Annotated in this window: 13 protein-coding genes and 3 pseudogenes; 10 read left to right on the top strand and 6 right to left on the bottom strand. The window is 59.8% G+C overall.

Going from position 1 to position 14,917, the window contains the following annotated elements; translation table 11 throughout:
- Positions 1 to 51: 51 nt before the first annotated feature.
- Positions 52 to 153 (top strand): annotated as a pseudogene (locus tag RO07_RS26980) (transposase domain-containing protein); the annotation flags it as partial.
- Here RO07_RS26980 and RO07_RS14485 read toward each other — a convergent pair.
- Positions 150 to 1,037 carry an aminoglycoside phosphotransferase APH(3') gene (locus tag RO07_RS14485; protein ID WP_039411689.1) on the bottom strand — a complete coding sequence of 296 codons (888 nt, stop codon included), beginning with the start codon at positions 1,035 to 1,037 and terminating at the stop codon, positions 150 to 152. The pseudogene RO07_RS26980 and the gene RO07_RS14485 overlap by 4 nt on opposite strands.
- Before the next feature lie 148 nt (positions 1,038 to 1,185).
- Here RO07_RS14485 and RO07_RS14480 point away from each other — a divergent pair, with 148 nt between their 5' ends.
- From RO07_RS14480 to RO07_RS14450, 7 genes are all read left to right on the top strand, one after another.
- Entirely contained in the window at positions 1,186 to 1,509 is a 324-nt protein-coding gene (locus tag RO07_RS14480) for an ArsR/SmtB family transcription factor (RefSeq protein WP_039411688.1), read from the top strand.
- 12 nt (positions 1,510 to 1,521) lie between these two features.
- Positions 1,522 to 1,998, top strand: a complete 477-nt coding sequence (locus RO07_RS14475) for an ArsI/CadI family heavy metal resistance metalloenzyme (protein WP_039411687.1) — start codon at positions 1,522 to 1,524, stop codon at positions 1,996 to 1,998.
- A gap of 22 nt (positions 1,999 to 2,020) precedes the next feature.
- Positions 2,021 to 2,515 (top strand): arsenate reductase ArsC, encoded by a 495-nt coding sequence (locus RO07_RS14470; RefSeq protein WP_039411685.1) that lies wholly within the window; start codon positions 2,021 to 2,023, stop codon positions 2,513 to 2,515.
- Between the two features lie 22 nt (positions 2,516 to 2,537).
- Entirely contained in the window at positions 2,538 to 3,608 is a 1,071-nt protein-coding gene (arsB, locus tag RO07_RS14465; RefSeq protein ID WP_039411684.1) for an ACR3 family arsenite efflux transporter, read from the top strand.
- Positions 3,609 to 3,638: 30 nt separating this feature from the next.
- A complete protein-coding gene (gene arsH / locus RO07_RS14460; RefSeq protein ID WP_039411681.1) occupies positions 3,639 to 4,361 on the top strand; it encodes an arsenical resistance protein ArsH in 723 nt (240 codons plus the stop codon).
- Between the two features lies 1 nt (position 4,362).
- Positions 4,363 to 4,686: a DUF2514 family protein gene (locus RO07_RS26920; RefSeq protein ID WP_072637052.1), complete on the top strand. Its 324-nt coding sequence runs from the start codon at positions 4,363 to 4,365 to the stop codon at positions 4,684 to 4,686.
- A gap of 650 nt (positions 4,687 to 5,336) precedes the next feature.
- Positions 5,337 to 6,470: a CfaE/CblD family pilus tip adhesin gene (locus RO07_RS14450; RefSeq protein WP_147284639.1), complete on the top strand. Its 1,134-nt coding sequence runs from the start codon at positions 5,337 to 5,339 to the stop codon at positions 6,468 to 6,470.
- Between the two features lie 537 nt (positions 6,471 to 7,007).
- On the opposite strand, the gene RO07_RS14445 is transcribed toward RO07_RS14450, so the two are convergent.
- From RO07_RS14445 to RO07_RS14425, 4 genes and pseudogenes are all read right to left on the bottom strand, one after another.
- Positions 7,008 to 8,219 carry an MFS transporter gene (locus RO07_RS14445; protein WP_039411679.1) on the bottom strand — a complete coding sequence of 404 codons (1,212 nt, stop codon included), beginning with the start codon at positions 8,217 to 8,219 and terminating at the stop codon, positions 7,008 to 7,010.
- A 251-nt stretch (positions 8,220 to 8,470) separates the two neighbouring features.
- Positions 8,471 to 9,745 (bottom strand): IS256 family transposase, encoded by a 1,275-nt coding sequence (locus tag RO07_RS14435; protein ID WP_397558746.1) that lies wholly within the window; start codon positions 9,743 to 9,745, stop codon positions 8,471 to 8,473.
- Positions 9,746 to 9,777: 32 nt separating this feature from the next.
- Positions 9,778 to 10,059: pseudogene (locus tag RO07_RS14430) on the bottom strand (LbetaH domain-containing protein); the annotation flags it as partial.
- A gap of 155 nt (positions 10,060 to 10,214) precedes the next feature.
- Complete coding sequence (locus tag RO07_RS14425) at positions 10,215 to 10,664, bottom strand: hypothetical protein (RefSeq protein ID WP_039411676.1); 450 nt, start codon at positions 10,662 to 10,664, stop codon at positions 10,215 to 10,217.
- Positions 10,665 to 10,886: 222 nt separating this feature from the next.
- On the opposite strand from RO07_RS14425, the gene RO07_RS14420 reads away from it, so the two are divergent.
- The gene (locus RO07_RS14420; protein WP_472462554.1) at positions 10,887 to 11,618 is read left to right on the top strand and encodes a helix-turn-helix domain-containing protein; all 732 of its coding nucleotides are present in this window, start codon (positions 10,887 to 10,889) and stop codon (positions 11,616 to 11,618) included.
- Positions 11,619 to 11,950: 332 nt separating this feature from the next.
- On the opposite strand, the gene RO07_RS14415 is transcribed toward RO07_RS14420, so the two are convergent.
- Entirely contained in the window at positions 11,951 to 14,071 is a 2,121-nt protein-coding gene (locus RO07_RS14415; protein WP_039411672.1) for a TonB-dependent copper receptor, read from the bottom strand.
- Positions 14,072 to 14,628: 557 nt separating this feature from the next.
- Between RO07_RS14415 and RO07_RS26915 the strand changes: the two are divergent.
- A pseudogene (locus tag RO07_RS26915) lies at positions 14,629 to 14,798 on the top strand (IS30 family transposase); the annotation flags it as partial.
- Positions 14,799 to 14,917 lie beyond the last annotated feature (119 nt).

Below are 14,917 nucleotides of genomic sequence, written 5' to 3'. Positions count from 1 at the left end.
AATCTGCATGCCCCATCTGCTTCGCACCCACGTCAGGTGTTCGTTCGCAGAGATCTGTATCGATACCTCACCTGGCGGTTCCAGCGTCTCCCACCGGCGAAGACCGTCGACGATTACGACACGCTGTTGCCATGGAAGATGCCCGTCGACTAACGCGAGTCGCTCAGTACTTCGTTGATGACAGTCCAAGACTTTTCCGCCTCGCGTTGATTGCCATCATGCTTTGCCGCGACAATACACGCTTTCCATAAAGCCCAACCGCGTGCACGGTTCCACGTGTCTTCGTCAAAAGATAGCCTGTTCTGGAACACTGCCCGGCTTGTTCCGGAAAATTGAGTCCAGGCGATTACAAGGTCGCACGCGGGGTCGCCCACTGCCGAGCTACCAAAGTCAATGACTGCACTCAGCCGCCCGTCGGTGACAAGCAGATTGCCGAACGCGACGTCTCCGTGAACCCATGCCGGAGTGGCTCGCCACTCAGACTGTAAGGCAACGTTCCACAATTGCTCGACTGCTCTCGTGTCGATATCGCCATGAAGTTTGGTAAGGGCCGCTCGAATTTCCTGATCGTAAACTGCTAGCTGTCCGCCTCGATGAAAATTGTGCGGCCCGGCCAGGGGCGCACCCTTGACATCGATTTGGTGAAGTGCATCGAGAAACTCTGCAAGGGAGTTGGCGAATTGATTCATGTCTTCGATCAATTCTGCCTTGGCCGGCTCTCCCTCAATCCATTTATAAACAGACCATGGCCATGGATAGGTACTGCCTGGCATTCCCTCAACCAGGGGTTGGGGAATCTGGAGAGGCAAATGTGGCGCCAACTTAGGAAGCCACCGATGTTCCTTTTCGACTTGTGCAACGTATGCAGGGCCACTCGGCATTCTGACCACCATATCGTTGCCCAAACGGAAGGTCCGATTGTCCCAGCCTCCTGGCTCAATCATTGCAACCGGTAGGCTTTCCCATTCGGGAAACTGCTCGCGGATCAATTGATGAACGAGCTGGTCGTCGATTTGTACGCGATTTGTATCCTGCATCCTCGAAGTCGTGATAACAGCAAGCCCCCAAGGCTACCATTCGCCCTAAGCGAGGGGGCTTACCTCGTCAAGCAAGTCGAGGGAACACGTCCCCGATGAACTACTGCACTGGCTTGCTTTCACGTTTTATTTCGAATATATTGGAATTATGGAAAATAAAGATGTTATCCGCGCCCTTGCGGCACTCGCCCACGAACTGCGCCTGCGTGTGTTCCGCATGCTGGTCGTCGCTGGTCCGACTGGCTTGACGCCGGGTGTCATGGCGGAACAGCTCGATGTTCCTAACGCGACGCTCTCCTTTCACCTGAAGGAGCTGATGCATGCAGGGCTTGTCACGCAAGAGCGAGACGGGCGCAGCCTGATCTATCGCGCTGCCTATGACCAAATGGACTCAGTGCTTGGTTTTCTGACCGAGAACTGCTGCCAAGGGCAGCCTTGCTCTGAACGTAACACGACCTCGCGCAAATCCTGACGGAGAATTACCGTGAAACGATTTCACGTCCACGTCCACGTTGACGACCTCGCAGCCAGTGTCGCGTTCTATTCGAAGCTGTTCGCCGCAGAACCGGCGCGCGTCGAGACGGACTACGCGAAATGGATGCTGGACGATCCCCGCGTGAATTTTGCGATTTCAACTCGCGGCACGAAGGCCGGTGTGGACCACTTCGGCTTCCAGGTGGACGACACGGCCGAACTCACAGAACTCGCAAGGCACGCTGAGGCCGCGAACATGGCTCTGCTCGGTCAAGGCGAAACCACCTGCTGCTATGCCCGCAGCGACAAACATTGGGTTCTCGATCCGCAGGGTGTGGCCTGGGAACACTTCCATACGCTGGAGGGCGCTCCGGTATATGGCGAGAGCCGGCAGGCATTGGCGTCATCAGCGGCAACGTCCTGTTGCGCTCCGGGCGGCAAACCTGTTGGCATCCCGGTAAAACCCGCCGGTGCGGCCTGCTGCTGATCACGCAGCCTAAAGCAACACCATGACCACGAACGTACTTATTCTCTGCACGCACAATTCCGCACGCAGCGTGCTCTTCGAAGGCATGCTGAACCACTGGGCGAAGAATCTCGGCAAGGACGTCCGCGCGTATAGCGCGGGCAGCGCCCCGAGCGGTCGCATCAATCCTTTCGCGCTTGAAGCGCTGACGAACGCTGGTGTCGATACGGAAGGCTATCGCAGCAAGAGCTGGGATGAATTCGCGCAGGACGACGCACCGCAGATGCGCATCGTCATCACGGTCTGCGACAGCGCTGCGGCCGAACAGTGCCCGTTCTGGCCCGGAAGCCCTGTCAAGGTTCACTGGGGCTATGCCGATCCGTCGAACGCGCCGGGCGGCGATGAAGGCAAGCGGCACGCGTTCGAACTCACGCGCGAAGCAATCGGCTACCGCATGCTGCAGCTGCTCGCGCTCCCACTGGAGCGTTTGAACAACACTGAGCTGCAACTGGCGCTGAACGACATCCGTCAGAGCTGAACCCTTTCCGTCGAGTCATCCCATGAACCCCCCCAATGTTGCCGCTCCGGGGAAGTCGGCCGTAAAACCGACCATCAGCTTTTTTGAGCGATACCTGACCGTCTGGGTCACGTTGTGCATCGTCGCGGGTATCGTGCTTGGCCAGGTCCTGCCCGGTGCCTTCCGGGCGATCGGCCGGATGGAGTACGCGCACGTCAACTTGCCGGTCGGCCTGCTGATCTGGGTGATGATCATCCCGATGCTCGTCAAGGTCGATTTCGGTTCGCTGCATGAAGTACGCCAGCACGTTAAGGGGATCGGCGTCACGCTCGTCGTGAACTGGCTGGTCAAACCGTTCTCGATGGCGCTGCTGGCATGGCTCTTCATCAAGCACCTGTTCGCGCCGATGCTGCCTGCAGAGCAGCTCGACAGTTACGTCGCGGGCCTGATCCTGCTTGCCGCCGCGCCATGTACGGCGATGGTGTTCGTGTGGAGCCGGCTGACCGATGGCGATCCGCTGTTCACGCTCTCCCAGGTCGCGCTGAACGATAGCGTCATGGTGGTCGCATTTGCGCCGCTCGTCGGCCTGCTGCTCGGTATATCTGCGATCACGGTGCCGTGGGCGACGCTGCTCACGTCCGTCGTGCTCTACATCGTGATTCCGGTCGTTCTCGCGCAGATCCTGCGCAGGCTGCTCCTTGTTAAGGGGCAGGCCGCGTTCGATGCCGCGATGGCAAAAATAGGCCCGTGGTCCATCACCGCGTTGCTGGCGACGCTGGTGTTGCTCTTCGCGTTCCAGGGCGAGGCCATGCTGAAGCAACCGCTCGTCATCGTGCTGCTCGCTGTGCCGATCCTGATCCAGGTGTTCTTCAACTCGGCGCTTGCCTACGGGCTCAATCGCGCCGTCGGCGAGAAGCACAACATTGCCTGTCCATCGGCACTGATTGGCGCATCGAACTTCTTCGAGCTGGCTGTCGCTACCGCAATCGGACTGTTCGGATTCAACTCAGGGGCCGCGCTTGCGACGGTCGTGGGCGTGCTGATCGAAGTCCCCGTCATGCTGCTCGTGGTGCGCATCGTCAACCGCTCCAAAGACTGGTACGAGTGCGCCTGAGGAATACAGAAACAATCACAGAGGGCAAACGTGTCCGATCTCACCACTGACCTCCCGCAGGTGGACCCAGCGCTGTTTCGCGCCCCTGATATCCATCGTCTGCAGCCTGCCAAAGCGTCGCCCCATCCGCCGCGCATCCTGCTGCTCTATGGTTCGCTGCGCGAGCGCTCGTTCAGCCGCCTGCTGAGCGAAGAAGCCGCACGCCTGCTCACGGCGATGGGCGCCGATGTGCGCACATTCAATCCGAGCGGCCTGCCTCTGCCGGACGACGCGCCGGACAGCCACCCCAAGGTGGCCGAACTACGCGAACTGGTGCTGTGGTCGGAAGGCATGGTCTGGTGCTCGCCGGAGCGGCACGGCGCGATGACCGGCATCATGAAGGCGCAAATCGACTGGATTCCGCTTTCGGTCGGAGCGGTGCGGCCGACCCAGGGCAAGACGCTCGCCGTGATGCAGGTCAGCGGCGGCTCGCAATCGTTCAACGCCGTCAACCAGATGCGTGTGCTTGGACGATGGATGCGCATGCTGACCATTCCCAACCAGTCGTCGGTGGCCAAGGCGTTCATGGAGTTCGACGAAGCCGGGCGCATGAAACCTTCAGCGTATTTCGACCGCGTCGTTGACGTGATGGAGGAACTGGTCAAATTCACGCTGCTGACACGCGACATCGGTCCGTACCTTGTAGACCGATACAGCGAGCGCAAAGAGAGCGCCGAAGAACTGATGAAGCGCGTGAATCAATCGGCCATCTGATGTGTGTGATTCGTACACATTAGAGAGTTCTAAAACGATCACGGAAGTTGACACAGCCGTTGTTGCCGCTCGTGCCTCTGACGCTTCTTCTGAGCGCCTGCGCAAACAACTCGCAGCCTTCACCGCCTCCGTACGCAGTTCCACCGCTGCCGGCGGAAGCACGCCAACCGACGGCGGAACGGATGTCCTTGATCTGCTCACAGGATTGCTCGGCAGGATCGGCGACGCTGCGGGACGACTTGCGGAATTCGCTGACGCTTCCCACATCGCAGGGCTCGCCTGCGAGTGCAGCTACGACGCGTTGAATAAGAGTGATGGAATTTAGGAAAATTCCGATTGAGGCAGGCAAGGTGTAATGAAAAAATGCCTCACGTCCTGCTTCACGGGCCTCTGGCCATGTTGGCTAGAGCGGCGAACTCATCATTCGTTGGTGCCGCGTCTGATTCGCGGGAGGCCCGCCATTGTTATCACGCCACCTGGGCGAAAGCACTGTGCTTCATGCTCCATCACGTCGAATGGTGGAGTGCCTAGCTCCGATCCGTCGCCAGCATTCGTTGGCGACATAGGATCCCATCGCGTTACTCCCCGTGGCGCGATGGCTTGATGCCGCTCTCCGGGGGGCGAGCGGCATTTTTTTTGCAATGGCTGTTTGCAAATTTGCGCAAACTCGCTCGAGCGCCCTATGCCCCAGCGAGGTGGTTCGCCGGGGATCTTAGGTAGCCCCGCGCCGCCTTCTTAGGTCTCCCAGATGCCCTCTGAGTCACTCGAGGGCTATCAACTTCGACGCCCTTACGTCTTCCCTCTAGGTCTGATGAATGATCACGTCCAGGCTCATGTGCCGTTGGGCAGCGCTGACGGCGCTTGAGGATTTCCACGCCCCACGAATCAGAGCATTCCGATATGCCCGCACACTCGAAGGCGCGACAATTTTTCCTGGTGGCCTGGTAGCTTTTCTTGAAGGGGCCTCAGGTCAGTATGAAATTTCTTCGTGCATTCGTATTAATGCCGCTGCTATCGGCGGCGCTGGTCTCTCTCGCCTTGATCCTGCCTATTAAGACCGTGCTGGCTCAGGATATTGCTCCGGTCGACATAAATGAGGACCGTCCTGCAGCATTCGATCTGTCGCAAGGCCATCTTGATTTCAGCTTGTGGGACAAGCGATTGATTGCATCAGGGGAAAATAACGTTGCGGCGAAAAAGGATTGGAGCAACGGGACATTCCTGTGCTATTCCGACTCGAATCCGAGTGTTGGTGCCTGCCCAACAAAGGACATTAGAGATGGCAGTCAGGGGAGTACGGAAATTCGGCTTATGTTTGTTGAGCGTCGTTCCAAAGCGGGTCACGTAGTGTCATTTCGGGCTAGTAAGCATACTGTGGGCAACACAAACGACCACAAGCGTATAAACGATGACTACGGAAGTGGCGACGGAGTTGTGGTTCAAGACGCGTTGCGTCTGGAAGCAAAAATCCCCGCGGCCGAATTCAAGCGTTTCCCTTCCGGAGGGATATGGGATGCACACTGGAAGCTAAGGTTGCATCGTCGCGACAGGGGCTTCGTCTCTGAGGTGAATCTCAAGATCAAGCTCACCATCACCTACACGAAGAACGTCCAAATCTTCCTGCCGGAGCACAACACGACGACACCGACGGTAGACCTCGGCTTAACCGGTCAAGTCAGCCGTGACGGCCGCACAACCGGTCGTCGGAATATCGACATGTGCCTGTACGACGGTTTCGGCTCGAATAGCTCGTACTTTGAGGTGACGGTAATGGATGGTCTGTCGGTGCCGCAACGTGGGCCGAGCAGTTTCTCGGTGGTCCGCGATGGAACATCGGGGCAATCGCTGGGTGAACGGATCGACTACGGCGTGACCTACCTTCATAACGGGCAGCGCAAGTCGCTGAACAATGGGGAAACGATTCGCCTGCTCGGCGGCAACAACACCGACGTCAGGCCGGTGTATTTACCGAACATTCCGGTTCCCGTCCTGTGCAAGCCGATGCCGTTGACGTTGGAAACGCCAGAATTCAATGCCAAGGAGAAAAGTGCAGGCAGCTATACGGGAAAGCTCAAGATCATCTTCTCACCGTCGGCACAGAGCTTGTAGCGGTTGCGACAGCAATCGAATGAGGTGGTAAGCACTTAGTAAGTACTCCGTATAGATGTAATGACAGGCCAGGACCGTCAGGTGCACAATTACAGGCGGGAATATTCCAACTCAGGGAATCGCTGTAGGGATGCCAATTTCTTTCGACGCGCGATGGCCGGAAGAAAAGACGGGCCCAGTGTCGGCGGCCCAAGGTCACGGGGTAATCGGTCGACACAATCGTGCTCAAGCATGCAAGGGACCCCCTTCGAATCGCCTGTCGTGCCCGACATGTAGAAGATCGTCGCTGCATGAGGCGTGTCGATGTTCGCGGTGTCCGGCGCGCCATCGATGACGAAGCAGGCGATGTGCTCTGATAGGCGGCCGCCGGGCACGCGAGGGCTGACAGCGTGATGGCGGGGCGGACCGCGGAGGGCTCCCTCGACAGTCGATGCGTAGTCCTGCAATTCCGCATAGGTTGCCGAACGTCCGTCTACCGTCAGCGTTATTTTGTCTCGTTGGCGGATCGAAGTATTCGTGAAACCGTCCCGTCATCTGCTAGCCTTCGCCCGTGGACGTCGAGGGATGCCGGTTCTTTCGGATGCGAGGAGCGAGCCAGACCAGCAGGCCAAGGCCGCCCATGCACAGAGACAAGACCAGAATTACCGCGTTTGGGCCGAGAGGGGTCGAAAACGCACCCACCGCGAGGCCGGCGAGCGGTTGCGTCATGTTGTTGAGGAGAATAACGACGCCCGTGGTCTTTCCGTAATCGCGCGCCGGGATGATCTTCTGCCGCGTGCTCCGGATATACACGTTGAACATCTTGTCGAATCCGACGATCAGCAGAAAGCCGAAGACGTACCCTGCTATTCCCGGGCTGGCCGCCGCGATGGCACCGCCGACACAGATGGCGATGAAGCCGACGAGGCCCAGGATGTGCCTCGGGATATGCAGTCTTGCTGTTGCGAGCAGAATCGCGATCGTCACGCAGGCACCTGCCGTTTGCAACCCCGCGTAATGGTGTCCGTTCTGGTGGTGGAAGCCGGTGACCATCGCGGCGGAGGTCGCAAGCGTGACGCCGATCACGAGATTCTCGGCGGCCGCCAGCAGGATGACGGACTTGAGGCCGGGAAGATGGATGACGTGAGCGAGAGCTGTCTTGATGGGCTTGAGCCAGGTCCCGTGTGAGCCTTCCGGTAAGGAGAATTCGAATGCGCTGGCTTTTTGCCAGTAGGCCAGTGCGATATCGGCGGCAAAGAACAGGACAGCTGCCGCGGCGACGACAAACTCCCAGCGCCACCAGGACAGCAGGATGGCCGCTAGCATCGGACCCAGCACCATGCCGAGCTGGTCAGCCAGTTGCGAATACGACAGCACTTTCTCAAAGCGATGGCTGCTGAAGATCTGCGGCAGCATCACTTCGCGCGCGACAATGCCCTGACTCGTCAGCATGCCGCACAATGCGGACAGCGCGATCAGCCATCCTATCCCGCCGATGAGGTCGTATCCGATGACGCCGACGACGCAGACTGCCGCGCGGAGAGTTTGGCTGATGTGCATCAGCTTCGTCGGCGAATAGCGATCGCAAAGCGCACCCAGGACCGGGAAACACAGATACCTCGGAAACGTCTCGAGCGAAAACGCAATGCCCGACCAGGACACTCTCCCAGTCGTCTGAAAGATGACCAGCGGCACGAGGAACAGCAGGATCTGATCTGCGAGGCGGGCAAAGAATGGCGAAGAGAAGAACGCTTGATGCTGGGCACGCACGAACGGTCACCTTTCTTTTGTACTAAGCGCGCGCTGGGTTGGCGCTCCTGCTTACGTTACCCGGAGAAGCGGGGTCTTGAACTTCCGGACCGATCGAATCGGGCTCTAATAGGTGGACGCTTCGGCGGCATCGAGATTGTGCCGTTCGCGTCCCTTGAGCGGTGGATTGAAAACACTGACGAGGATCAGATCCTGGTTCTTGCCGCCCGAACCTGTCCGCACTTTTGTGGGCGAGGCGGTTGAACAGCGGGTTATCCGCGCGCCTGCGTGAATCGTTCACCGAACAGGATAGCAAACTGGTTCATTGCTGATTTCCAGTCGAAGGCGGACCGCACGGTCTTGGCCAGTACGTTGCGCAGCGCCAGCCAGAGCAGTTTGACTGCGGCCTCGTCATTCGGGAAGTGACCGCGGGTCTTGATGATCTTGCGCAACTGCATGTTTAAACTTTCTATGGCGTTCGTGGTGTACACGACCCGTCGAATCTCCGGCGGAAACACGTAGAACGGCACGACGTGCTCCCACGCGCGTTGCCACGACTGCACGATCGTCGGGTACTTTGCGCCCCAGGGTCCATCGGCGAAGTCTTGCAGCGCCTGCCTTGCCGCCTCTTCGCTGGCGGCGGCGTAGATCGGGCGTAGCGCGGCGGCGAGCACCTTACGGTCCTTGTAGCCGGCGTACTCAAGGCTGTTGCGGATCAGATGCACGATGCAGGTCTGGACAGTCGTCTTGGGATAGGCCGCGCCGATCGCCTCGGTGAGCCCCTTCAGACCATCGACCACGGCGATCAGGATGTCCTGGCAACCGCGCGTCTTCAGTTCGTTGAACACCTTGAGCCAGAACTTGGCGCCCTCGGTTTGCTCGATCCAGAGGCCCAGCACGTCACGCTGGCCGTCGGCCTGAATGCCCAAGGCCAGATAGACGGCCTTGTTGCTGACCACGCCGTCGTCGCGGATCTTGACCCTCAGCGCGTCGAAGAACACGACCGGATACATCGCCTCGAGTGGGCGATTCTGCCAGCTCAGCGCCTCGGCCATCACCTCGTCGGTGACCGAACTGATGAAGTCGGGCGACACCTCGGTGCCGTAGTGCTCGGCCAGAAACCCTTGAATCTCGCGCACGCTCATGCCGCGCGCGTACATCGCAATGATGCGTTCGTCGAAGCCAGTGAAGCGGCGCTCATGCTTTGGGATCAGGATTGGTTCGAAGCTGCCGTCACGATCGCGGGGGACTTCGACTCGAACTGGACCGCGATCAGTGATTACCGTCTTGCCGCTGGCACCGTTGCGTTCGTTGGCTTGCCCGGCCGGCTTGGACTGGCCCGACGGGTAGCCTAGATGCAGATTCATCTCGGCGCCCATTGCGCGTTCGATGATCGCCTTGTTGAACGCCAGCATCAGATCCTGGACCTCGGTCGGCGTCATCGGCCCCTTGACCAACTGGTCCAGCAGTTCCTCGGGAAGTTCAGGCAGCGGCCCTCGGGCCGCTGCCTGACGCGCTACGGTTTGTCTTTTCTTCTTCATCGGCATATCCATGGCTTTTACCCCTCATGATATGCCCCGCCCACGAAATCACGGATAGGTCCATTCTGATTGATGAAAACATTGCGCCCGACACTGATATCGACCCCGCCGGTTGTGTAGAACGGTGGTATCAACAAGAAGCTGTCATCCACCTTCTTGCCGATGAGCTCACTGAACACTGCCCGGACTGCATCAGCATCGTTGTATGTCAACCGATTCAGGGCCGCAGTGATCGCCATCGCTCGCTTGATGTTTGCTGACATGGCCGCTGATTCCGGGGTTTTCCTGGAAATTATCTTGGTGCGATCATCACTGGCCATTCATTGTTTTCCTCCAGTTGCCATTCCACGATTTTCGGCGATTCATAAGGGGGAAATATTATCGTATTCAGGTATTGCGAGGTGCCTGTGATCCCGCTCCCCCCGCGAGCGTCGAACGACTGTGAGTTCGTGAAGTCGCGGGGGCACCAAACCCATTAGGCTAGCCCCGGCCGACGGCGGCGCAGTCCGATGAACGTCAGCTCGGCGAACACCAGCACGGTGACGATCTGCACACCGATGAAAGCCTCGCCCAGCCCATTGGGCTCTATCCAGTCCGACACCAGCAACACACCGCAGTCGATCGCCCAGATCACGTTGATGGCGATAATCGCCCACGCTGCCCCCGCGGGTATCGCGGTGCGGCGCACCAGCCAGACGAGCGCAGCCGCGTAGGCGAGCAGGACAAGGCCCGTGACGCGCAGTCCGATGGCGGGCAGGTCCAGCAATGCCGCCAGTGGGGCCGCCGCGAGCACCTGCAACAGCCCGACGGCACCGCTGGTAAGCGCGTCGGCGAACATCACGCGACCAAGAAACGAAGCTAAGGAGGAAGAACGAAGCGAGTCGTGGCGCGAAGCCTCGAGCGAAGACTGACGGGATGACGTCATGGTGATCTCCATCGAAGTTGGACCGATCCGGACAACGCGCCATTGGCGGCGTTGCCCAGGATGACGAGACATCGTGTCTCGCTGGCTATAATCTTCGCGAAGGCATGACACCCCGTCGATTACCTGCGAGGTAATGGCTGCACATTTTCCAACCTCTACTCCCGCTTCATGACGACACCTGCTATCGGAACCCTGTTGCGCGATTGGCGTCAGCGCCGACGCATGAGCCAACTCGATCTCGCGCTGGAAGCCGAGATATCCACTCGCCATTTGAGCTTTGTGGAAACGGGCCGAGCAAAACCCAGCCGAGAGATGCTCCTGCACCTCGCGCAAGCGCTCGACATTCCACTGCGCGAGCGCAACGCGCTACTCGTGACGGCAGGCTTCGCACCCCGCTTCGAGGCCCGTGCGTTCGACGCTCCCGACATGGCCGTCGCCCGCGAAGCCGTCCAGCGAGTGCTTGACGGTCACGAGCCGTATCCGGCACTGGCCGTCGACCGGCATTGGACGCTGCTCGCGGCAAATCGCGCGGTGATGCCGCTGCTCGCCGGTGTCGCCCCTTCGTTGCTGAGCGGCGCCGTGAATGTGCTGCGCTTGTCGCTGCACCCCGACGGACTCGCACCGCGCATTGCCAATCTGCCGGAATGGCGTGCGCATCTGCTGCATCGCCTGCGTCAGCAAATTCACGCGAGCGGCGATGCTACGCTGGGCGAGTTGTATGAGGAATTGAAGGCGTTTCCCGCGGCAGCGCACGGGCCGGCACCGGCGGTACCGCCGACGGCGAGCATTTTCGTGCCGATGCAGTTGCGCACGGACGATGGGCTGCTGTCGTTCTTCAGTACGACGGCGGTATTCGGCACGCCCGTGGATGTGACACTTGCCGAGTTGGCGCTCGAAGCGTTCTACCCGGCCGACGAAGCCACCGGCCGGATCATGCGCGCCATGGTGTTGTGAGGCCAGGTCGGAGCGTGCGAGATATTTCGGTCATCCACATCAGGAGGGGCGGGCCGTGAGGGACTTGTTCTGCTCAAGGGAACACAACCTACTTTTCGGTGCCCCTTGTCGCCTGCGTTATGAACTCGGCTTTGACCGCTTTCGCCAACGCTTCGGGTGTCCGTATGCCAAGCACGGACTTGTCCAGGTCTGCCAGTTCGCTGTCACCGACGGGATGTGGCAAGGAACAACAAGGGCCAACGTCTCAACCCTTGTTGTAGGAAACGCATGCCTTGGCCCTACTAACGGGCGACCGGCTCTCAACGCCTATTCGTCGACACGCCCCCAACTCTCTACATCTTCACGCTCATACGCACCCAGGCTGTGCGGCCCGGCTCCGTCACCGGCGCATTCGCCGGGTAGCCAAAGCCGGCGTTGCCTGCGAGGTTCAAATGCTCTGCGTAAGCCTTGTTCAGCACATTGTCGACACCCGCAGAAATCTGCACAGCCTTGCTGACGTTATATTGCGTGTGCAGCGACAACACGCCGAATCCAGCGCTCGGTCCGAAATCCTTCCCGACCACGTTGCCTTCGTTCGTTGCGTACCGATGCTGCGCAGCGACCCCTCGCCACAGGCCGCCGACCGACCAGGCGCCACGCGTGTACTCGAGCCCCAAACGCACTTCGAGTGGTGGTATCTGTGGCAGCGGATCGCCACTCGACGCGTTACGTCCCCACGCGTATGCGAGCGACGTCTCCACGCGCAGCGGTGTGATCGGGCTCCATGACGCGCCGGCCTCACCGCCCATTACTTGAGCATTAACGTTAGTCGCCTGCGTAGTTGAGCCCATCACGCTGGCGGCGTAGTTAAACAGAATGAAGTCCTGTACGTAGCCTGCATACGCCGAAATCCAGGCCCCGAACCGGTCGCTTTTGTATTGCGCGCCGACATCGAGCTGCGTCGTCTTCTCCGGTTGTATCGCCGAGAATGCGTTGATCGAGCCTGCAGGCCCCTGCTTGGCTGAAAACAGTTCCCAGTAGTCCGGATAGCGCTCCGCATGACCGATTCCCGCGTACCAGGTGATGGGCAGCGACGTGAGGTCTCGCTCGTAACGCACAAAGCCGCTCGGCAGCACGCGAGCGCGGTCATCGTCAAATGTAGGATTCGGCTTGCTCTTGATCGTCGCGCGTGCGTCGCGCGCGCTCGCATAGTCGATACGCGCCCCGCCGACGACACGTGACACATCGTTCGCGTACCACGTCAATTCCCCGAACGCGCCGGCGTTCCACATTGTGGTCCGCGCATTCCATGACTGGTCGCCGTAGCGCTGTTGCCCCATCGCCGAACGCGAATCGAGACGATTCGACTGCGCGTCAACACCCGTTACGAGCTTGAGATCGTCCCCGAGTTGGAGCGTCGCAGCCGCGCGCGCTCCGAACGTTCGGCGCCTTACGTCAGACGCCATCCCCGCCGACATGCTGCTCATCGGGTCGGGCTGCCGCAACGTGTAGTTATCCATCACATGATCCGCTTCGTTGTAGTACACACGCGCTTCGATCCGGTCGAGCACATCGCTGGGATGCTGCTTGTCGAGCGACAGGCCGAACGTTTGGCGGCGAAAGTGTGTACCGTCCATTCCCCGTCCCGCGTAGCGCGCATAACCGTCGCCCGTACCGGCCGTCAGCGCAACTCGCGTGTTGTCGTCGGGCGTCCAGCCGAGCTCGGCATCGGTGTTCCACTTGTCCCATTGCGACGGCACGGTGTTGCCGTTGCCGTCGCGATAGTCCTGTGAATGTGCGTGGTTCGCTATCACGCGACCATAGAAGTCCGGCGTGCCCACCGTCACGTCGGCGTTCTGGTCATTGCGGCCAGACGAGCCGCCCACCAAGCTACCGGAGAAACGCATGCCGGGCTGCTCGAATCGCGGCGTCACTCGCTCGAACAGGACCGTGCCGGCGGATGCGCCGGGGCCGTACAAAACGGTCTGTGGCCCCTTCACGACAGTGACCTTGTCATAGCTCTCCGGCGCGATGTACGAAGTCGGTGCATCCATCCGGCTCGGGCAGGCACCGAGCGTTTGCACTCCGTTAGCCAGGATGTTCAGCCGCGAGCCGAACATACCGCGCAGAACCGGGTCACCGTTCGTGCCACCGCTGCGGATCGACGTAAAACCGGGAATCGTCTTCAGATCGTCCGCACCATCACTGGCGGGCAGCGGCTGGCGCGGCGTCTTCGGATTCGTTACGACGACGAGCGGCGTTGTCAGCGGTGACGCAACGACCTCAATGAGGGGCAACTGCACAGCTGCCTCGTCCGGCGGCACGCTGGCGTTGGGGCCGGTTTCAGCCACGGCTGCCGTCGCGGTCAGCGCGCTGACGGCCAGCGCGGGAAGGGTGAGTTTCAGCGTTTGCGACATGCTCAGCGCACAGGCACTGCGGTATGTCCGCAGTGTGCGCAAATGGAAAATAGTCATGATCGAAAGCCCGAGTCGCCCCGTCCGCGCGGCCTTGACGAGCTACGCGGAGTCGGCAGTAGGAAGAACGGAAGAATGCGCGTCAGGCGCGCTCGGGCGGCGCGTGTGGATATGCGCGCGGATGGCGCTCCACACGCGTCTCGGCGATCACGAACCAGATCGCGAGCGCCCCGAGCCAAGCGGTCATCACCCAGCTGGAAGGGGCATGTTGGACGATGAGCCGCATGGCCGACTATAAAAAAACGCGCATCCGGCTGAACTGCACCCCAAAAGTCGGATGGAAATCCAACCTTTGAGGTGTTTCGCATGGTGAGGTGCGGCGAGAAGTTCTGGGGGGAAGTCGTGACGCGTTACGTGCCGAGTCGCTACGGCTACAAAAAGGGTTGCGCACGACTTCGGGCTACATCGCACGACGGTACTACGCTGGGTGTTAAGTCATGAGCAGCATGGAATGGCTGGACTGCGCAAGGAATAAAGTCACCACAGTGCGACATTCAAGCTCAAGGTGCCGCGCAGGATGTGGCGCGAAACCGGGATGGCGCAGTCCCGTCGATTCCTCGCCATTACAGCGGCGTGGCACGAACGAAGCACGCTGACGGCCTTTTACGACAGTATTTTCCAAAGAGCGCGGGCCTATTCCGGTGGAGCGATCGAGAGATTCAGGCTGGCGCTATTTCACCGAACGTCATGTATCGAAAGGCGATTTTTTTGGAAGTCTCCCGCATAATATCTGGACAACTAACTAAATAAGTTAAAAAATATTGTTGCGACAATCGGTTGAATCAGCCTTGCAACCTTTTCCGGCAGACCTCACTTGGACACAATGTACGCCACCCGATATCGCGC

This window comes from Pandoraea pulmonicola (assembly GCF_000815105.2).
Lineage (GTDB): Bacteria > Pseudomonadota > Gammaproteobacteria > Burkholderiales > Burkholderiaceae > Pandoraea > Pandoraea pulmonicola.
This window is presented reverse-complemented; position numbering and strand designations above follow the sequence as displayed.